The sequence below is a fragment of the Mangrovibacillus cuniculi genome (assembly GCF_015482585.1).
GTDB classification, from domain to species: domain Bacteria; phylum Bacillota; class Bacilli; order Bacillales; family R1DC41; genus Mangrovibacillus; species Mangrovibacillus cuniculi.
In genome coordinates, this window is record NZ_CP049742.1 from 2782840 (window position 1) to 2802500 (window position 19661).

General features: G+C 38.4%; 20 protein-coding genes and 2 tRNA genes (1 of these 22 running past the window's edge). 20 read left to right on the forward strand and 2 right to left on the reverse strand.

Going from position 1 to position 19661, the window contains the following annotated elements; all coding sequences use genetic code 11:
• Positions 1-6 precede the first annotated feature (6 nt).
• Positions 7-402, forward strand: a complete 396-nt coding sequence (locus G8O30_RS14025; protein ID WP_239672667.1) for an FtsB family cell division protein — start codon at positions 7-9, stop codon at positions 400-402.
• 112 nt (positions 403-514) lie between these two features.
• A complete protein-coding gene (locus G8O30_RS14030) occupies positions 515-931 on the forward strand; it encodes a S1 domain-containing RNA-binding protein (protein ID WP_239672668.1) in 417 nt (138 codons plus the stop codon).
• Positions 932-1107: 176 nt separating this feature from the next.
• Here the strand turns inward: G8O30_RS14030 and G8O30_RS14035 are convergent.
• Together G8O30_RS14035 and G8O30_RS14040 are read right to left on the reverse strand one after the other, a co-directional pair.
• Positions 1108-1179: transfer RNA gene (locus G8O30_RS14035), tRNA-Glu, on the reverse strand.
• A 10-nt stretch (positions 1180-1189) separates the two neighbouring features.
• Positions 1190-1266 (reverse strand) — tRNA-Met (locus G8O30_RS14040).
• A 332-nt stretch (positions 1267-1598) separates the two neighbouring features.
• Here G8O30_RS14040 and spoIIE point away from each other — a divergent pair.
• The 18 genes from spoIIE to lysS form a co-directional block, all read left to right on the forward strand.
• Positions 1599-4073, forward strand: a complete 2475-nt coding sequence (gene spoIIE / locus G8O30_RS14045) for a stage II sporulation protein E (RefSeq protein WP_239672669.1) — start codon at positions 1599-1601, stop codon at positions 4071-4073.
• A gap of 95 nt (positions 4074-4168) precedes the next feature.
• The gene (locus G8O30_RS14050; protein WP_239672670.1) at positions 4169-4897 is read left to right on the forward strand and encodes a vWA domain-containing protein; all 729 of its coding nucleotides are present in this window, start codon (positions 4169-4171) and stop codon (positions 4895-4897) included.
• Complete coding sequence (locus G8O30_RS14055) at positions 4869-5837, forward strand: serine/threonine protein kinase (RefSeq protein WP_239672671.1); 969 nt, start codon at positions 4869-4871, stop codon at positions 5835-5837. Before G8O30_RS14050 ends, G8O30_RS14055 begins: the two co-directional genes overlap by 29 nt.
• Before the next feature lie 50 nt (positions 5838-5887).
• Positions 5888-7288, forward strand: a complete 1401-nt coding sequence (tilS, locus tag G8O30_RS14060; protein ID WP_239672672.1) for a tRNA lysidine(34) synthetase TilS — start codon at positions 5888-5890, stop codon at positions 7286-7288.
• A 19-nt stretch (positions 7289-7307) separates the two neighbouring features.
• Positions 7308-7853, forward strand: a complete 546-nt coding sequence (hpt, locus tag G8O30_RS14065) for a hypoxanthine phosphoribosyltransferase (protein ID WP_239672673.1) — start codon at positions 7308-7310, stop codon at positions 7851-7853.
• 144 nt (positions 7854-7997) lie between these two features.
• On the forward strand, positions 7998-9992 hold the full coding sequence (gene ftsH, locus G8O30_RS14070) for an ATP-dependent zinc metalloprotease FtsH (protein WP_239672674.1): 1995 nt from the start codon (positions 7998-8000) through the stop codon (positions 9990-9992).
• Between the two features lie 171 nt (positions 9993-10163).
• Complete coding sequence (locus G8O30_RS14075) at positions 10164-10940, forward strand: type III pantothenate kinase (RefSeq protein WP_239672675.1); 777 nt, start codon at positions 10164-10166, stop codon at positions 10938-10940.
• A 5-nt stretch (positions 10941-10945) separates the two neighbouring features.
• Positions 10946-11824, forward strand: a complete 879-nt coding sequence (hslO, locus tag G8O30_RS14080) for an Hsp33 family molecular chaperone HslO (protein WP_239672676.1) — start codon at positions 10946-10948, stop codon at positions 11822-11824.
• 295 nt (positions 11825-12119) lie between these two features.
• Positions 12120-13043 (forward strand): cysteine synthase A, encoded by a 924-nt coding sequence (gene cysK / locus G8O30_RS14085; protein WP_239672677.1) that lies wholly within the window; start codon positions 12120-12122, stop codon positions 13041-13043.
• A 122-nt stretch (positions 13044-13165) separates the two neighbouring features.
• Positions 13166-14563 carry an aminodeoxychorismate synthase component I gene (pabB, locus tag G8O30_RS14090; RefSeq protein ID WP_239672678.1) on the forward strand — a complete coding sequence of 466 codons (1398 nt, stop codon included), beginning with the start codon at positions 13166-13168 and terminating at the stop codon, positions 14561-14563.
• Positions 14560-15156 carry an anthranilate synthase component II gene (locus tag G8O30_RS14095; protein ID WP_239672679.1) on the forward strand — a complete coding sequence of 199 codons (597 nt, stop codon included), beginning with the start codon at positions 14560-14562 and terminating at the stop codon, positions 15154-15156. Before pabB ends, G8O30_RS14095 begins: the two co-directional genes overlap by 4 nt.
• Positions 15153-15977: an aminotransferase class IV gene (locus G8O30_RS14100; protein WP_239672680.1), complete on the forward strand. Its 825-nt coding sequence runs from the start codon at positions 15153-15155 to the stop codon at positions 15975-15977. The genes G8O30_RS14095 and G8O30_RS14100 overlap by 4 nt, the downstream gene beginning before the upstream one ends.
• A 17-nt stretch (positions 15978-15994) precedes the next feature.
• Positions 15995-16816, forward strand: a complete 822-nt coding sequence (folP, locus tag G8O30_RS14105) for a dihydropteroate synthase (protein WP_239672681.1) — start codon at positions 15995-15997, stop codon at positions 16814-16816.
• Positions 16809-17168, forward strand: a complete 360-nt coding sequence (gene folB, locus G8O30_RS14110; protein WP_239672682.1) for a dihydroneopterin aldolase — start codon at positions 16809-16811, stop codon at positions 17166-17168. The genes folP and folB overlap by 8 nt, the downstream gene beginning before the upstream one ends.
• A 1-nt stretch (position 17169) precedes the next feature.
• Positions 17170-17691 (forward strand): 2-amino-4-hydroxy-6-hydroxymethyldihydropteridine diphosphokinase, encoded by a 522-nt coding sequence (gene folK / locus G8O30_RS14115; protein ID WP_239672683.1) that lies wholly within the window; start codon positions 17170-17172, stop codon positions 17689-17691.
• A complete protein-coding gene (locus G8O30_RS14120) occupies positions 17643-17855 on the forward strand; it encodes a helix-turn-helix domain-containing protein (RefSeq protein WP_239672684.1) in 213 nt (70 codons plus the stop codon). Before folK ends, G8O30_RS14120 begins: the two co-directional genes overlap by 49 nt.
• A 15-nt stretch (positions 17856-17870) precedes the next feature.
• The gene (gene dusB / locus G8O30_RS14125) at positions 17871-18863 is read left to right on the forward strand and encodes a tRNA dihydrouridine synthase DusB (protein ID WP_239672685.1); all 993 of its coding nucleotides are present in this window, start codon (positions 17871-17873) and stop codon (positions 18861-18863) included.
• A 180-nt stretch (positions 18864-19043) separates the two neighbouring features.
• Positions 19044-19661, forward strand: the 5' portion of a protein-coding gene (lysS, locus tag G8O30_RS14130) for a lysine--tRNA ligase (RefSeq protein ID WP_239672686.1). Its footprint extends 879 nt past the window's final position; the window shows 618 of its 1497 coding nt (coding positions 1-618); it begins with the start codon at positions 19044-19046; its stop codon lies off the right edge, out of view.

Here is a 19661-nt window from a genome sequence, read left to right on the forward strand (position 1 = left end):
CTGCCTTTGCGTCAATCAAAAAATACAAGTTTAGCAGAAATGAAGAATGAATATATTCAATACCAACAACAAAGGGAACGTGTAAAGAAACTCCAAAAGAAAAAGTTGTTCCGAAGACTAACTGTTTTTGGTGGACTAGCACTGGTTGTTTCATTCTTTCTTGTTTCGATGTTAGTAGAGCGAACATATGCACTTCAGCAAAAACAAGAAGAATTAGCACAGGTTAACGAGGAGCTTAAGCAATTAAAAGATGAACAGAACAGTCTGGAGAATCAAATAGTCAAGTTAAATGACGATGAATATATTGCGAAAGTAGCTAGAAGCACATTCTTCTTTTCTGGCGACGGAGAGATTATATTTTCTCTACCCGAGGATAAAAAAGGTAATAAAGGAACAGAATAATTTTTAAGAAAACGTCAGAAAGGGTGTCCGTCTGTTGACACCCTTTTTTTCAGTTGGATATAATGAGAGTAAGAGTGATTTTTTTCATCATTTAAGGAGGAACAATTTTTTTATGTCAATCGAAGTAGGCAGCAAGTTACAAGGTAAGGTTACAGGTATTACTAATTTCGGTGCGTTCGTTGAGTTAGGCGAAGGTGTAACTGGTTTAGTACACATTAGTGAAGTAGCGGATAACTATGTTAAAGACATTAACGAACACCTAAAAGTTGGTGATCAGGTAGAAGTTAAGGTTATTAATGTAGAGAAAGACGGTAAGATTGGTCTTTCTATTCGTAAAGCAAAAGATAATCCACCACCACAACGTCCAAACTCCAACCACCGTCCTCGTCGTCAAGAAGAACGACGCAAGCCAGTGGAGAACTTTGAACAAAAAATGGCTCGTTTCCTAAAAGATAGCGAAGATCGTTTATCAACACTAAAACGTTCAACGGAATCTAAACGTGGTGGAAGAGGAGCAAAACGCGGGTAACTTGCTGTCTAATGAATATAGATTTGCTCATAAGGCGCAGGATATAAGCTAATTACACTAGCTAAAAAAGCTTAAGAAACAAATGTTTCTTAAGCTTTTTTTTGCATTTTATGAAAGATATATGTGTACACAAAAAAACTTTCGCTAATTAGCGAAAGTTTTTTTGTGAAATATAATGACCCGTACGGGATTCGAACCCGTGTTACCGCCGTGAAAGGGCGGTGTCTTAACCGCTTGACCAACGGGCCTAAACATATATGGTAGCGGCGGAGGGGATCGAACCCCCGACCTTACGGGTATGAACCGTACGCTCTAGCCAGCTGAGCTACACCGCCATAAATGCTTAAAAGCACATTTTCTATAATACATAGGACGAGTTGTAAAGTCAATGTCTTTTTTAAATAAATTTATACATCATAGTTTCTAATACACTTAAATCGGATGAAATATAAAAAATGAAATTAACGACGGCATTAGCGGAGTGACGACATCAATCCTTAGGGAAACGACAACAATTACCTTTACAAGTAGAGAATACTGTCACATTGCATCCATCTATTAGGTAATAAGTCGAACTCTTTTTGGTATATATAGGGACAAACCGACAAAGTTTTGGAAATAGCCTATATATAATGAAAAACATCGAATATAAATGAGGTGGAGAACTGTGGGAAACTTTTTTCAACCAATTCCAGAAAATGAGGAACTTCAGTCGACGTCCAGCCTAAGGTCATCTTTTCTTCCTAAGACTTGGTTTGCATCCATTCAAAAGTCCTTTGAGTCTGTGTTATTAGAACGTGGAGTATTGTTTACGTTAATTGGACTGTGTGTAAGTCAGTCAACTATGATGCAAGAGATGAATCCTTTTGCATTTGCTTTCTTTGCGGCAGTCTATATGTCTAGATGGGACAGGGCACCGCATGTCTTGATTGGTTTTGCAATCGGAGTGTTGTTAGGTAATTGGGTAGAAACTAGTATCCTATTATTAACAAGTACATTATTTATGGTCGTCGGAAGGCACATGTTAAGGGGAGCTCATGAAGTTTGGATTGGTGTAACGGCTGCATTACTTTGGTTTGTTATGCATGGTGCAATGCTTGGGGTTCAAACGCTTTTTGGAGAAACAACCATGGAGCCATACTTTATTTTAACAATGGAATCTGCTTTAGTAGGAGTACTAATTCCAATGTTTATGACGATTATACCGATTCTGGCTCTTAATAAGAGAATTAAGGAAATGGGCACAGATGAAGTTATATCTGTTATTTTATTATTCGGAGCTGTTCTGGCAGGATGTGTACAGTGGTCAACAGAGATGTTTTCTGTAGAGCACACGTTAGCTCGTTATATGGTAGTACTGTTTGCTTTAGCAGCTGGTCCTGCCTTAGGTTCAACGGCTGGTGTTGTAACGTTAATGGCTATCAGCTTGTCAACGGAAACTAGTGTAACTGGGTTAGGAATCTTAGCGTTTACAGGATTATTAGCTGGCATGCTTAGAAAACTAAAGAGAATTGGGATGGCACTAGGTATGTTTGTTCCGACGTTATTCTTTTGTTTATACACGCCGAACGGAGAAACCATCTACATTTCCATGGAGTTTCTGCAGACTGGAATTGCCTTTTTATTATTAATTTTAACACCGCATTCCTGGTTAACAACTTTATCAAGAAAAATTCCAGGGACTTATGAATATGATCATGAACAAAGAGAATATGTCAAGAAAGTAAGAGATACGTCAGTACAGAAGATAGCACAGTTTGCTTCCGTATTTCGTCTATTGTCAAATAGTTTTCGTCAAGACTATGGTACGTATGAACAAATTAAAGCGGAAATGGTACAAGATCGTAAGAAGTTTGCTCGTTTTCTAGTAGAACGTTCGTGTATAAATTGTTCACAAGGAAAGGCATGTAGAGACCCTCATGCGCAATCAACGTCCATGATAGTAGAGAAAATTATTTTAGAAATGGAACGAAACGGGGGGAGTGTGAAACGATCCCTACTAAACGAATTAACTAATCAATGTAGGAAAAACGAAACCTTGCTACAGTTGCTTTATAAAGAATACCCCGAGTATGAAGCGCAGAGAACACTGAAACAACACATATATGAAAGTAGAGAGATGGTAGCTGTTCAATTAAAAGGTATGGCTAAGATAATTAAAAGTTTTTCTAGTGAGCTACAGAAAGAGGAAGAACAGTACCATGAACAAGAAGATCGCATTTTAAATTTGTTACACAGAAAAAGAATAGTTGCAGAAAGAGTAGAAATCTATCAATACAAGAAAGGGAATATGGATATTGATATTTTCATACCGTTAAAGATTTATAACGAAGAAGTTCATGAAGCAATTGGACCAATTCTAAGTGGTATTACGGAGGATCCTTTAGTATTAGAGCGTTATGAGAAGATGTCGATAGATTCCTTAGTTAGAATGACGTTTAGATCAGATAAAAAGTTTGAAGTAGAAAGTGGAATGGTGTATGTAGCAAAAGATGGTCAATTTGTTTGTGGAGATTCCTCTGCGACTTTCGATATTGGACAAGGAAAAGTTGCTTTAGCTCTATCGGATGGAATGGGAGCTGGAATACCAGCTTCTAAAGACAGTCAAACAGCCATTAGGTTACTAGAAGAATTATTAAGGGCTGGGATTAAAGAAGAAGTAGCAATCCAGAGTATCAATTCCATACTAGCCCTACGTTCTAAGGAAGACTCTTTTTCTACATTAGATTTAACGATTATTGATCTTGTGGATGCGAAAGCAAACTTTATGAAAATGGGGTGTGCTCCAACCTTTATTATCCGCGGACAACAAATTCAAAAGATAAATGTTAGTTCAATTCCTATGGGTATTTTAAACGAGTTTGAAGTGGACTCTATGCCAATGCAATTAAGAGCTGGTGACATTGTCGTCATGATGAGTGATGGTGTTTACGAAGGAGCTCCAGGAATTGAAAATTATGATGTATGGATGAAACGATTATTGAAAGAGAGAGCAGACCTTTCTCCTCAAGAAATTGCAGAGTCGCTAATTGAAGAAGTAATGAAATGTAATAGTCAAGTGGCGCATGATGATATGCTAGTAGTTGCCGCTGCAATACAACATAGAACACCAGAGTGGGCGAGTGTCAGATCGACGGCTTAACAGAATGATATATTAAGATTTTTTATATAATTAGTAGTTTAAAATAAGTGAAACCTGTCCATCATGGTACTAACACATGATTGGAGGGGAAGCGAATGACTATTAAGCAAATTCTTTTAATTACAGATGGTTGCTCGAATCAAGGTGAAGATCCTATCGCCATGTCAGCATTAGCACAAGAACAAGGGATAACGGTGAATGTCATCGGAATAATGGAGAAAGATGTTATCGATCAAACTAGCATGAGTGAAATAGAGCAAATTGCCATGTCTGGAGGTGGAGTAAGTCAAGTTGTTTATGCAGAAGCGTTATCTCAAACCGTTCAAATGGTAACGAGAAAAGCAATGACACAAACTCTACAAGGAGTGGTAAATAAGCAACTCAAACAGATTTTAGGCAATCATTCGTCTATGGAAGAGCTACCACCCGATAAGCGCGGGGAAGTACTAGAAGTTGTAGATGAACTAGGTGAAACGACACCACTTGATGTGTTGATTCTTGTCGATATGTCTGCATCCATGACACACAAGCTAGAAACAGTAAAAGAGGCTTTATTGGACCTGTCACTAAGCTTAAATGCAAGAATGGGAGATAATCAATTTAGTGTATTTGTATTTCCCGGGAAAAAGAAAGATGTCGAAAATTTGCTGGATTGGACACCAAAGCTCGAATCTTTGTCGAGTATCTTTCCGAAATTAGCTACAGGAGGAATGACTCCAACAGGTCCGGCGTTAAGAACAGCAATAACGCACTTCAAGAAGAAAAAATCTCTTAAAGGTTTCTTGGGTAGAAACGATGAATCCTACTTGGAAGAAACCATTTAATATCGCTGTTGGAACAACCATAGTTGGAAAATGGAGTGGGAAATCATACACAATAGTAAAAGAACTGGGTTATGGTGCAAATGGGATTGTGTATTTAGCTACTACCGCTAATGGTGAAGTAGCCCTAAAGATGAGTGATGAAACCCTATCTGTTACATCAGAGGTAAACGTATTAAAAGCGTTCTCTAAGGTCCAGGGGTCTCCCCTTGGACCTTCTTTATTAGAAGTGGATGATTGGGTAACTACGAGGAAGACAATGCCTTTTTATACAATGGAATATGTAAAAGGACCAGATTACTTGTCATTTATTCAGCAAAAAGGGAATTCGTGGATTCCTGTGTTGATAGTCCAGTTACTCCAAGATCTACATCGACTTCATGAAGAAGGTTGGGTGTTTGGAGATCTTAAACCGGAAAATTTATTGGTAACAGGACCTCCGTATCGAATAAGGTGTATCGATGTAGGTGGTACCACCTTGCAGGGTAGAGCGATTAAAGAGTTTACAGAGTTCTTTGATAGAGGGTATTGGGGAATGGGTTCCAGAAAAGCAGACCGAGCGTATGATTTATTCGCTGTGGCAATGATTATGATTAATTCTTACTATCCAAAACGTTTAACAAAGGTGCCGAATCAAAACGGAGTAGACGTTCTGTACCGAGCTATTCGAAAACAACCAGAATTACTACCATATGAGCCAATCTTAATCAAAGCACTAAAAGGCGACTATCAATCTGCAATAGAAATGAGAAGTGCACTTTTACATTTACCTGCAAAGACACAACAAGTTCAAAAACAAAGAACTAACAAGCCTAAACCAAAGCAACAGTTGACCAAATCTAAAACTGCTTCTCAAAGTACCCATTTTTTTGAAACAGTTTCGTTAGTTTTCCTAGTCTCCATGGTATACATCTTATACATTTGTTTTGAATTACTCCAATAAATAACTCATGATATAGTTAGAAGGAAGTTTATTATTGAAGGAGTACCGTGATGAGTTTGCTTTGGCATCAAATAAATAAAACGAATAAAGAATATAACTTATTCTCTTCAGAAGATTCCATTTTACTAGCTGTCTCTGGGGGCATCGATTCTATGGTGCTCCTACATTTCTTTTATCAACATCGTACTCAGTTTGGTGTTACTCTTTCTGTAGCTCATGTTAATCATCAACTACGCGATGTGGAAGCAGAAAAAGACTATTTATTAGTTGAAAAGGTATGTAGAGAATACGATATTCCTTTTTATGGAACATCTATTCCAGTAGGACAATTGAAACTAGAAGAACCAGGGTCCACACAAATGGTCGCTAGAAAGTACCGATATGAATTTCTTTATCAAACAATGAAGAAGACTAATTGTAATGTGTTAATGACAGCTCATCATGCGGATGATCAGCTAGAAACGCTTTTACAAAAGATAACAAGAGGGGTAACTAATTTAGCGGATGCCGGTATTCCAGTGAAACGCTCTTTTCATGAATATCTCCTAGTGAGGCCGTTAATAAATGTACGGAAGGATGAAATTAAGGACTATGCTTCTTTGCGCGGGGTGAGTTATCGTGAAGATTCCTCTAATGAGAGTACCGATTATCAGCGCAACAAGTACAGGCATTTAGTAACACCTGTTTTAAAAGAAGAGAATCCTCAAATACATACAGTTGTTCAACGGTTATTGAATGAAGCGGTGGAAGATGAAGAGTATCTTCAAAAAGAAGCGAAGAGATCATTGGAAGTCATGACCCGAAGAAGTGCAGATCAAATAGTTCTTGACAATTCCTTATTCTATCAGTTGGCTATGCCTTTACAAAGAAGGGTGATTCAACTAATATTAAACTATCTTTACATAGATCAACCTTTTGTCATGCATTCTAAGCATGTAGCAAATATTTTACAGTTAATTCACAAACCACATCCGTCTGGAGAAATACATCTCCCGGAGAATTGGTCAGCTCGAAAAGAAACGAACAATACGAGATTTAAAAGAAGAGGTATCAGAATGAATTCTTCTGACTCTCAGTTGCAATCGCTACCTTTCGACCAAGTGGTAAAGTGGAATAATGATCGCTCTTTTCTACTCACGAACACGTCACCTACAAGTATCCCTGTACCATTTCATTCATTCATAAAAATTTATTTATCACATGAAGACAAGCTATATATACGTTCAAGGCGACCAGGAGATCGATTACAAGTGAAAGGTCTTACAGGTCATAAGAAGGTAAAGAGCTTAATGATAGATAAAAAAATACCTCAACATAAGAGAGATGAATGGCCATTGTTGGTTACACAGGATGACACAGTTTTATGGGTGCCGGGGATCCAACACGGGTTGCAGGAAGAGAGAGCATCTTTATCAGAAAGTGTTGCATATGTATATGAATTAAAGGAATAGTATAGGGGGCTTCATTGTTATGAAACAAGATATTCAAGAGATTTTAATCACGGAAGAAGAGCTTCAAACGACAATTCGTGAACTAGGAGCTACATTAACGGAGGATTACCAAGATAAAAATCCGTTAGCAATCGGTGTATTAAAAGGTGCTATGCCTTTTATGGGTGATTTATTGAAACGCATTGATACATACTTAGAAATGGATTTTATGGATGTTTCAAGTTATGGTAATAATACAGTATCTTCAGGTGAAGTGAAGATTCTAAAGGACTTAGACACTAAGGTAGAAGGTCGTCACGTTTTAATTATTGAAGATATTATTGATAGTGGGTTAACGCTTAGTTATTTAGTAGAGCTATTTAAATATCGTAAAGCAGCTTCTATTAAAATTGTCACACTTCTAGATAAACCGACTGGACGTAAAGCGAGTATCTCAGCAGATTATGTTGGGTTTAAAGTTCCAGATGCATTTGTTGTAGGGTATGGATTAGACTATGCAGAGCGTTACCGTAACCTTCCGTATATCGGAGTATTAAAACCAGAGGTATATAACACAGCTGAGTAAGCATAATCTAACGTACAGACTTTATTTGATAAGAAAAATGAACGACAAACCGGGCACCATAGAGCGTGTGTATCGTTTGTCATACATACTTTTACTATGGTAGTATCGAATGTAGTTTGTTTTACCCGTGGGAGGAGGTAAGAGATGAATCGTATTTTGAGAAATACCATATTCTATTTACTAATATTTCTCGTTATCATTGGAATTGTAAGTTACTTTAGTGGTACTAATGAGCCAGCGAAAGATCTTACGTATAGTGAGTTTGTCACAAAATTAGAACAAGGTGAAGTAGAGGAGTTCTCTATGCAACCTTCTGGTGGCGTCTATGAAGTTGTTGGAACTTTAGTTGGTGCACAAGAAGGTGAAGAGTTCCGTACTTATGTTTTAAATAGCCCGTCCACGTTAGAAAAAGTGGAACAAGCAGCGGGTGCTTCCGATTTAACTGTAGAAGAAGCAGAACAAACAAGTGGTTGGGTTACTTTCTTTACTGGAATCATTCCATTTGTCATTATCTTCATTTTATTCTTCTTCCTACTTAACCAAGCTCAAGGTGGCGGTAGCCGTGTAATGAACTTCGGTAAAAGTAAAGCGAAGTTGTATAGTGAAGAGAAGAAAAAAGTACGCTTTAAAGATGTTGCTGGTGCTGATGAAGAAAAGGCAGAACTAGTTGAAGTGGTAGAATTCCTTAAAGATCCTCGTAAGTTCGGGGAACTTGGTGCACGAATTCCTAAAGGTGTTCTATTAGTAGGACCTCCGGGGACTGGTAAAACATTACTTGCTCGTGCTGTAGCTGGAGAAGCAGGTGTTCCTTTCTTCTCTATAAGTGGTTCGGACTTCGTAGAGATGTTTGTCGGTGTCGGTGCCTCTCGTGTTCGTGATTTATTTGAAAATGCGAAGAAAAATGCTCCGTGTATTATCTTCATTGATGAAATTGACGCAGTAGGTCGTCAGCGTGGAGCTGGTTTAGGTGGAGGTCACGATGAGCGTGAACAAACACTTAACCAATTGCTAGTTGAGATGGATGGTTTTGGAGCGAATGAAGGTATTATTATCATTGCAGCAACAAACCGACCAGACATTCTTGATCCAGCTTTATTACGTCCAGGTCGTTTTGACCGTCAAATTACAGTTGACCGTCCTGATGTAAAAGGTCGTGAAGCGGTGCTACGTGTACATGCACGTAATAAACCATTAGATGAAACAGTAGACTTAAAAACAATTGCTATGCGTACTCCAGGCTTCTCTGGTGCAGATTTAGAAAACTTACTGAACGAAGCCGCATTAGTTGCAGCTCGTCAAGATAAGAAAAAAGTAGATATGGCAGATATCGATGAAGCTACAGATCGTGTAATTGCTGGTCCAGCTAAAAAGAGTCGTGTTGTATCTCAAAAAGAACGTAATATTGTTGCATGGCATGAAGCTGGTCACGTAATCATTGGTCTTGTGCTTGATGAAGCGGATATGGTACATAAAGTTACCATCGTTCCACGTGGGCAAGCAGGTGGGTATGCAGTAATGCTACCAAAAGAGGATCGTTACTTTATGACGAAGCCTGAATTGTTAGACAAGATCACTGGTTTACTTGGTGGACGTGTAGCAGAAGAGATTGCTTTTAATGAAGTATCAACTGGTGCACATAATGACTTCCAGCGTGCAACTAGTATCGCTCGCCGAATGGTAACAGAATACGGTATGAGTGATAAACTTGGTCCTCTTCAATTTGGTCAATCACAAGGTGGTCAAGTCTTCTTAGGTAGAGACTTTAATTCTGAGCAAAACTACTCTGAAGCTATCGCCTATGAAATCGATAAAGAGATTCAACAATTTATCAAAGATAGCTATGAGCGTGCTCGTAAAATTCTTACAGAAAATCGTGAGAAACTGGATCTTGTCGCTAAAACACTTTTAGAAGTGGAAACGTTAGATGCAATGCAAATTCGTTTCTTATATGACAAAGGTCGTCTTCCTACTCAAGAAGAAATTATTGAGCGTGCCAATGAAAATAATAAACAAGCTGATGACGTGAAGGTAAATATCCAGTCTAAAAAAGAAGAATTAGGTGATCGTGTTGACGAAAGCCCTACAGCTTCTGATCTTCCGAAAGAAGAAGATACGACAGATACAAAACGTCCAGAGTAATAACCAAAAGCTATCCGAAGCGGATTTTATCTTCTTCGGATAGCTTTTTTGTTATATAACTAGTAACGACGTACCCCTCATGTATTGTATGTAGGCAACTAAAGCGCATAAGAGGCATGTTTTATGGTATGATTGCTTAAGATTTGTCACTTAGTTCGGAGGGTGAAGGGTATGATTTTTGTATTAGATGTTGGTAACACAAATATCGTTTTTGGTGTGTACGAAGGGGAAAAATTAATGTATCACTGGCGAGCAGAAACGGACCGTCATAAATCTGAAGATGAGTTTGGTATGTTTGTGAAAAGTTTGTTTGATACGGTCGGACTACGGTTTGACCAAATGGAAGGTGTGATTATCTCTTCTGTTGTTCCGCCTATTATGTATGCATTAGAAAAAATGTGTGAAAAATACTTTAAGATAAAGCCCCTTGTTGTGGGACCAGGAATAAAAACCGGTTTAAATATAAAATACGATAATCCAAAAGAAGTTGGTGCAGATCGTATCGTAAATGCAGTAGCGGCCATTAAAGAATATGGAAGCCCATTGATTATCGTGGACTTTGGTACAGCAACAACATATTGTTATATCAATGAACAACAACAATATATGGGTGGTGCGATTGCTCCGGGAATCGGAATTTCTACAGAGGCTTTGTACTCTAAGGCTGCCAAATTACCTCGTATTGAAATTACAAGACCTGATGAAATCATTGGGAGGAATACAGTTAGCGCAATGCAAGCTGGAATTTTATTTGGGTATGTAGGACAAGTAGAGGGGATTGTCCAACGTATTAAAGCTCAAGCTAACAAAGAGCCATTAGTTATTGCAACAGGGGGATTATCTTCTTTGATTGCAAAAGAATCAAACGTAATTGATATTGTAGATTCAGAACTGACGTTAAAGGGTCTGCGTATGATATATAACCGTAATAAGACGGAAAAGGAGTAAACAACATGAAAGATTATATTGTAAAAGCGTTAGCATATGACGGACAAATTCGTGCGTATGCTGCTAGCACAACAGAAGCTGTTTCAGAAGCTCAACGTCGACATTATACATGGCCGACTGCATCAGCTGCTCTAGGGCGCTCTATGACAGCTGGAGTTATTATGGGATCTATGTTAAAAGGTGATCATAAATTAACAGTTAAAGTAGAGGGTGGCGGTCCAATTGGAGCCATTATAGTAGATGCGGATGCTCATGGTCATGTTCGTGGTTATGTTACTCATCCTCTAACACATGTTGAGTTAAATGAACATGGAAAGTTAGATGTACGTGGGGTCGTAGGAACAAACGGTTACTTATCTGTTGTAAAAGATATTGGATTGCGCGATAACTTTACTGGGCAAGTTCCTATTGTTTCAGGAGAATTAGGTGATGATTTTACCTATTATTTCGCTGTATCTGAACAAGTACCTTCATCTGTAGGGGTAGGTGTTCTTGTAAATCCAGATAACAGCATTTTGGCTGCTGGTGGATTTATTATTCAGGTCCTTCCAGGGACAACTGATGAGACGATCTCTAAGATAGAAGAGCATATCTCTACTATGGAACCTGTTTCGAAATTAATTGAAAGAGGTTTAACGCCGGAAGAAATACTTGAAACAATTTTAGGGAAAGAGAACGTAAAGTTTCTTGAAACACAGCCTGTAACCTTCCGTTGTACATGTTCAAAGGAACGTTTCGGTAACGCGATTATTAGTTTAGGTAGTGAGGAAATTCAAGAGATTATCGATACAGAAGGACAAGCAGAAGCACAATGTCATTTCTGTAACGAGAAATATGTGTTTATAAAAGAAGAGTTAGAAGAGCTGTTGGAAGAAGCTCTGTAACGTTTAGAACCAGAAGAGGCGTGAGTGCAACTTCTGGTTTTTTATGTCACTAGTAATAAGTTAACACTCTTACGCAATATGTTTATGATGTATATCCTCATAATCGTTCATTTAAATTAATTTAGAAAAGGAATTTTAGGTTTTCTTCTATTCTAAGGTATAAGTCTGAACTTAGATTCGAATATGGGACAACATATATGTCATAAGATGTAGAAACAAATATTTTGACAAATTAACAGATAATTGATAATTTTTACCTATCCTTATCAATTTAATCGGAATTGGAGTGAGTGCATTGGTACGTATCGCAAATTCAATTACAGAATTAGTTGGTCAAACACCTATTGTGAAGTTAAACAGACTAACAGGTCCTAATGATGCAGAAGTGTACTTGAAGTTAGAATATATGAATCCAGGTAGCAGTGTAAAAGATCGTATAGCACTCTCTATGATTGAAGCAGCTGAAAAAGCTGGTCATTTAAAAGAAGGGGACACCATTGTTGAACCTACTAGCGGAAATACAGGTATCGGTTTAGCTATGATTGCTGCTGCAAAAGGATACCGTACCATCCTGGTTATGCCAGAAACAATGAGTTTAGAACGCCGCAACCTTTTGCGAGCATATGGAGCAGAACTTGTATTAACTCCTGGTCCTGAAGGGATGAAAGGTGCAATAAAAAAAGCAGAAGAGTTGGCTAAAGACACTGGTTATTTTATGCCGCAACAATTTGAGAACGAAGCAAACCCAGCTATCCACGAAAGAACAACAGGTCCTGAGATTGTAGAACAAATGGGAGAACAATTAGATGCATTTGTTTCTGGTATTGGTACTGGTGGGACGATTACGGGTGCTGGAGGAGTCTTGAAAGAAAAGTATCCTGACATACAGATTTACGCGATTGAACCTAAGGATTCTCCTGTATTATCAGGTGGAGATCCTGGACCTCATAAAATTCAAGGAATTGGAGCTGGTTTCGTTCCGAGTATTTTGAATCAAGAGATTTATGATGGGGTTATAACAGTAGCAAATGAAGATGCGTTTGCTACAGCTAGAAAAGCAGCGAAAGAAGAAGGTATCCTAGGCGGTATTTCATCTGGGGCTGCCATTTACGCAGCGTTACAAGTAGCGAAAGAATTAGGAAAAGGAAAAAAAGTCTTAGCAATTATACCTAGTAACGGTGAAAGATATTTAAGTACACCTCTTTATCAATTCGATTAAAAAAACGCGCCGATGAGCGCGTTTTTTTATTGCCAGATACTAACTGAGTAAACTATCTAGCCTGATGAAATAAATGTCGTGTATCATGGAAGAATGAATAGAGAGAAAAGGACGTGGACAAGTTGAATTGGACGATACAATACAAACAGTTTCCTTTATCGGAAGAGGCGTTTTTTGCACACTATGAACAAATAACGTTGGCTAAGGAATTTCATGTCTTATTAGAGAGTGGACGTAGTGGGAGATATCACATCGCTGCTTGGGAGCCTTTAGTAAGGGGTATTGGAAATGATGAAGGTTTACAAGTTGAAAACTTTCGTACGGAGAAAGTGGAAATGAAAGTTGGGGATCCGTTGGTCTTGTGGGAGCAATACTTGAAATCCATGGAAATAGAGATACCTTTAGAATATCCTGCTCCTTTTGTAGGTGGTGCCTTAGGGTATATAACATACGACTATGCGCGTTATATTGAGAAGTTACCAAACTATGCTCAGGATGACAGTGCTATTCCTGTAATGGAGTGGACGGTCTATCAACAATGGGCGGTGTATGATAAAGAAACATCTTTAGTAACAAGAGCGGCAATGGTATCAGAAAAACGAAGTGAAACGATAGAGGCTTGGGATGAGTGTCACATGGTTGAGGAAAAGGTGGATTTAACAGAGCCAGTTGAATTATCCTCGCTATTAGAAGTATCTATGGAAGAATCGGAATTTATACAAGCAGTAGAAAGAATTCAAGAATATATTCGATCAGGTGATGTGTTTCAAGTAAATCTTTCCGTGCGACAAATGAAAAAACTGAATGTAAAGCCTTGGCACGTATATAAAGTACTTCGTAAAATTAACCCTTCCCCATATATGTCTTTTATTTGGACTCCGGAAAGAGCGATAGTGAGTGGGTCTCCAGAACTGTTGATAAAGAAATCGGATTTAGAGATATCAACTAGACCGATAGCTGGAACTAGATCTAGAGGTAAGACGGAAGAAGAAGACCAAAGACTAGAGGCGGAGTTATTATCAAACACGAAGGAAACTGCTGAGCACCTAATGTTAGTTGATTTAGAACGCAATGACTTAGGGAGAGTTGCTGTCTATGGAACGGTTGAAGTAGATGAGTTTATGACGATAGAGAAATACTCGCATGTAATGCATTTAGTTTCTTCTGTAAAAGCACGAGTGAAAGATGATCAATCATTAAGTAGTATTATACGTGCTGTGTTTCCTGGAGGAACGATTACAGGGACTCCAAAAGTACGTACGATGGAAATCATAGATGAACTAGAACCAGTAAGAAGAGGATTGTATACAGGTTCTATCGGATGGATTGGTTTTAATCGAGATATGGAGTTGAATATTGTCATACGTACGATGGTGGTAGAGCAAGAGAGCGCATATGTACAAGCTGGTGCAGGTGTAGTGATAGATTCTGTACCAAAGTATGAGTACAAAGAAAGTCTTAAAAAAGCGAAAGCGATGTGGGTGGCAAAAGACATAGCGGAAAGGGAGTACAAAAAATGATTGTGATGATTGATAACTATGACTCTTTTACCTATAATCTCGTTCAGTATTTTGGAGAATTGGGACAAGAACTACTAGTAAAGCGAAATGATCAAATCAGTTTAGAAGAATTAAAGGCATGGAATCCATCTTTAATTATTATCTCCCCAGGGCCGTGTACGCCTAACGAAGCGGGAATATCATTAGAAGTTATTAAACGATTCGCGGGAGAAACACCTATCTTTGGTGTGTGTTTGGGGCACCAAGCTATTGCTCAAGTTTTTGGAGGTAACATCATTCGGTCTGAAAGTCTTATGCATGGAAAAACCTCTGTAGTCAAACATGATGGGAAAGGCCTCTTTAAGGGGGTAGAACAAGATACTATGGTAACCAGATATCACTCTTTAACCGTTGAAAAAGAATCAATCCCTTCTTCCTTGCAAGTGACATCCATAGCAGATGATGGGGATATTATGGGTCTTAGACATACTGTATATCCCATCGAAAGTGTTCAGTTCCATCCTGAATCCATTATGACTGCAGAAGGGAAGAAGATGGTTCGAAATGTTGTGGAGTGGGCAATATCTTATAGAAAAGAGCAAGTAACCATATGAGCAAAGTAGCGTTTAATGGTGACATAGTAGATCAGGCAAAAGCGGTTGTCTCTATTTTTGACCATGGCTTTGCGTATGGGATGGGTATTTTTGAAACAATAAGGCTAAAGAACGGTAAACCGTTATCCTGGGATAAACATATGAGAAGAATGAAAGGATCATTAGAATCATATGGAATTGAATTTCAGTTGGATGAACAACAATGGTTATCTGTTATTCAACATTTATCTCTACTTAATAATCATGAAGATGGTGTGGTTAAAATACAAGTAACAGCAGGAGCGGAGAGTAGTCTATATGTAGAGAGGTATACGAATCCACACTGGTTCATCATCACAAGATCAAAACCAAAAATGTTTCCTGAGTGGGAAGCGGTAGTAGTACCCATTGAGAGAACTACACCGGAGACGAATGTTAGGGTTAAATCTCATCAGTACGCAAATAACATTTTGGCGAAAAGAGCTGTGGGAAATAAAGAGGGGGTAGAAGGCCTTTTTCTTGATCCTATAGGGAACGTAGTAGAAGGGATTACTTCGAATGTATTCTTTGTTAAACAAAACAAGGTATTTACTCCACCGCTAGAATCTGGATGCCTACCAGGTATCATGAGAAGTAATGTGTTGGAGTATATGAGGGACTTAGGAATAGAGGTCGAAGAAAAGAACTTCTTATTAGAAGAAATGCATCAGGCCACAGAAATGTTTTTTACTAATGCAGTTCAAGGAATTATGCCGGTTAAACATTTAGATGCTCTTGGGACCTTTGCAGGTGTAAAAGGAAGCATCACTTCTGCATTACAGAAAATGTGCGATAATAGATGAAGAAATAGGTGAGTAGTATGAGAGAACAAACGAAGAAAGTACTGGAAGCTAATCGAACATTAATCATGGGGATTGTGAACGTTACGCCAGATTCATTCTCTGATGGAGGAAGGTATACTAACAAAGATACACTTCTTAAAAAAGTGGATGAGTTGATACGAGATGGAGCAGATGTAATTGATGTTGGTGGAGAGTCTACTAGGCCAGGGGCGACGTCCATCTCAAGAGATGAAGAGCTTAGTCGTGTCATTCCAGCAATTGAATCCATAAGAAGTAACTTTGAAATTCCAATCTCTATTGATACGTACAAAGCAGAGGTGGCAAGGCAATCTATCTTAGCTGGAGCTGACTTAATTAATGATGTGTGGGGTGCAAAGAAAGATCCGATGATGGCCGGAGTTGCTGCTGGATTAACTGTGCCCATTATCCTTATGCATAACAGAGAGAGAAAAGAGTATCAAAATTTCTTAGAGGAGTATATTGCAGATATTCAAGAATCTATTGTGACTGCTAAGAATGCAGGTGTAAAAGAAGAGTTTATTTGGTTAGATCCTGGTGTTGGTTTTGCGAAAACACATGAACAAAACTTATTAGTGTTAAACCATTTAGATAAACTTGTAGAACTAGGGTATCCAGTATTACTAGGGACTTCTAGAAAAAGTGTCATTGGTCACGTGTTAGACCTTCCTGTAGAAGAGAGGTTAGAAGGAACTCTAGCTACTAATTGCTTTGGGATAACAAAGGGATGTAAGATGGTCCGAGTCCATGACGTCAAAGAAATGAAACGTGCAGCAAAAATGACGGATGCTATGATGAGGGTAGGTGACATGATTGGATAAAATTAAAGTAAATGATATGGAATTTTACGGTTATCATGGTGTTTTCCCTGAAGAAACGAAGTTAGGACAACGTTTTCGTGTATCTCTAGTAGTGACTTTAGATTTATCTAAAGCTGGAAATACAGACAATCTAACATATTCAGTTAATTATGCTGAACTATACAATCGATGTCATGCTATAGTAGAGGGAGAACCGGTGAAGTTGGTTGAAGCTTTAGCTGAGCGCATTTGTCATAAAGTACTGTCGGACTTTCCTATTGTTGAAGAAGTAACAGTTAACGTTGTCAAACCAGATCCTCCTATCCCTGGTCATTACCGCTCAGTTGAAATAGAAATGACGAGGAGTAGATAAAATGAATAGTGCATTTATATCTTTAGGTACAAACCTTGGGGACAGACAAAAATTTTTGACTTTGGCCATTGATGAATTGAGCGCTCAATGTGTATATCCAGAGAAAATATCTTCTATTTATGAAACAGAACCGGTAGGATTTACGGACCAACCCAATTTTTTGAATATGGTGGTTAAAGTTGCGACTAACCATTCTTCTAGTAAATTATTAGAGATATGCTTAAAGACAGAAAAGAAACTAGGTAGAATAAGGGATTTGAGATGGGGCCCTCGAACAATTGACCTTGACATTTTGTTATTTAATCAAGAAAATATGGTATCAGAGGAGCTAACAATTCCACATCCGAGGATGCAAGAAAGAGCTTTTGTGCTCGTCCCACTTCTAGAGATTGAACCGAACATCGAGCTTCCTGGAGAGGAAATCCCCTTGAATAGCGTTCTTAACGAAATACCTGATAAAGAAGGAGTTCGGTTATGGAAACAGATAAATGGGGAAGGCGCATTCGTGCATTCAGGAAATTAAAAGGATTTACGCAAGAGACATTCGCTAAAGAGGCTGGGATGTCTGTTTCAGTACTTGGAGAATTAGAAAGAGGTTCTAGGTTGCCAAGAGATGAACAAATTACACGTATAGCTGCGTGTTTAGGTATATCGGTGGACGATTTAAAACCACCTAAAGAAGAATAAGATCGGAGGGATATCGTGCTTAAAATTGGTGATATCAAAATAAATAATCAAGTAGTATTAGCGCCCATGGCAGGCGTTTGTAATGCTGCATTCCGATTAACAGTAAAAGAATTCGGTGCAGGATTAGTCTGTGCCGAAATGGTTAGTGATAAAGGTATTATCATGAAGAATGAAAAGACCATGAACATGTTATATATAGATGAACGTGAAAAACCAATGAGTTTACAAATCTTTGGTGGAGAGCGAGAAACTCTAGTGGAAGCGGCAAGGTTTGTAGATAAAAATTCAAACGCAGATATTATTGATATAAACATGGGGTGTCCTGTTCCTAAAATTACAAAATGTGATGCTGGTGCCAAATGGCTATTAGATCCTAATAAAATTTATGAAATGGTTTCTGCTGTTGTAGATGCTGTAGATAAGCCTGTAACAGTTAAAATGCGCATGGGTTGGGATGAAGATCACATTTATGCGATTGAAAACGCGCAAGCTGTGGAACGCGCAGGTGGAAAAGCTGTCGCACTTCATGGTCGTACAAGAGTGCAAATGTATGAAGGACAGGCTAATTGGGACATCATTCGCGATGTGAAACAAGCGGTCCGTATCCCTGTTATTGGAAATGGTGATGTAACCACACCTCAGGAAGCAAAGCAGTTGCTAGATCATACGGGTGCAGATGGCGTTATGATTGGGAGAGCTGCATTAGGAAATCCATGGATGATTTATCGAACTGTGCATTATTTAGAAACAGGGGAGTTAATCCCAGAGCCAGAAGTGCGAGAAAAAATAGAAGTGTGTAAACTGCATTTAGATAGATTGATTGCCTTGAAGGGTGAGCGTGTTGCTGTTCGAGAGATGAGAAAGCATGCAGCTTGGTACCTAAAAGGTGTTCGTGGAAATGGTACTGTTCGTAATCAAATAAACGAAACGGAAACTCGTGACCAATTAGCCGGTGTATTAGATCAGCTTGTCTTAGATGTTGAAGCTAAGGCTGCTCAGGTTGGGTAACGTCATATAAAACTCAAGGTGTAATTTTTCTAATAGAAAAGTTCTTTCCTTGGGTTTTTCTTTTATGCCTTATTAGATTACATATATATAGATACCATCAAAACTATCATGACTTGATTTCAGTCTCAATTTAGTAGAGAATAGGATAAGCATAAATTTATAGAAAAGAATAGTCTAGGAGTGAACAAAATGAGTCATGAAGAATTAAATGACCAGTTGATTGTGCGTCGTGAAAAAATGCAAGCACTAAGAGATAAAGGTTTAGATCCGTTCGGTAAACGCTTCGAACGTTCTCATATGTCATTAGAAGTAAAAGAGGCATTCGAATCCTTCTCTAAAGAAGAATTAGAAGAGCAAAAGAAAGTGGTTACTATTGCTGGACGTGTAATGACAAAACGTGGGAAAGGAAAAGCTGGATTTGCCCATATCCAAGATCAAACCGGTCAAGTTCAGATTTACGTTCGTCAAGATGCTGTTGGTGAAGAAGCTTATGAAGTTTTTAATACGACCGACCTTGGTGATTTAATAGGGGTTACAGGAGAAGTATTTAAAACAAAAGTTGGAGAACTTTCGATTAAAGCTACTGGTTATACGTTCCTTTCTAAGGCATTACGTCCGTTACCGGATAAACACCATGGCCTAAAAGATATCGAACAACGTTATCGTCAACGTTATTTAGACCTAATTACAAGTGAGGAAAGTAAAAATACTTTCATCTCTCGTAGTTTAATTATCCAGTCTATGAGACGTTACCTTGACAATAATGGTTATCTAGAAGTGGAAACACCGATGATGCAC

Coding starts and splice junctions, on each gene's coding strand:
- G8O30_RS14120 (WP_239672684.1), top strand. CDS start 17,643: ATGGAAACAGATAAATGGGGAAGGCGCATTCGTGCATTCAGGAAATTA.
- G8O30_RS14095 (WP_239672679.1), top strand. CDS start 14,560: ATGATTGTGATGATTGATAACTATGACTCTTTTACCTATAATCTCGTT.
- G8O30_RS14055 (WP_239672671.1), top strand. CDS start 4,869: ATGAATCCTACTTGGAAGAAACCATTTAATATCGCTGTTGGAACAACC.
- folP (WP_239672681.1), top strand. CDS start 15,995: ATGAGAGAACAAACGAAGAAAGTACTGGAAGCTAATCGAACATTAATC.
- G8O30_RS14075 (WP_239672675.1), top strand. CDS start 10,164: ATGATTTTTGTATTAGATGTTGGTAACACAAATATCGTTTTTGGTGTG.
- tilS (WP_239672672.1), top strand. CDS start 5,888: ATGAGTTTGCTTTGGCATCAAATAAATAAAACGAATAAAGAATATAAC.
- ftsH (WP_239672674.1), top strand. CDS start 7,998: ATGAATCGTATTTTGAGAAATACCATATTCTATTTACTAATATTTCTC.
- hslO (WP_239672676.1), top strand. CDS start 10,946: ATGAAAGATTATATTGTAAAAGCGTTAGCATATGACGGACAAATTCGT.
- G8O30_RS14050 (WP_239672670.1), top strand. CDS start 4,169: ATGACTATTAAGCAAATTCTTTTAATTACAGATGGTTGCTCGAATCAA.
- folK (WP_239672683.1), top strand. CDS start 17,170: ATGAATAGTGCATTTATATCTTTAGGTACAAACCTTGGGGACAGACAA.
- G8O30_RS14030 (WP_239672668.1), top strand. CDS start 515: ATGTCAATCGAAGTAGGCAGCAAGTTACAAGGTAAGGTTACAGGTATT.
- hpt (WP_239672673.1), top strand. CDS start 7,308: ATGAAACAAGATATTCAAGAGATTTTAATCACGGAAGAAGAGCTTCAA.
- G8O30_RS14100 (WP_239672680.1), top strand. CDS start 15,153: ATGAGCAAAGTAGCGTTTAATGGTGACATAGTAGATCAGGCAAAAGCG.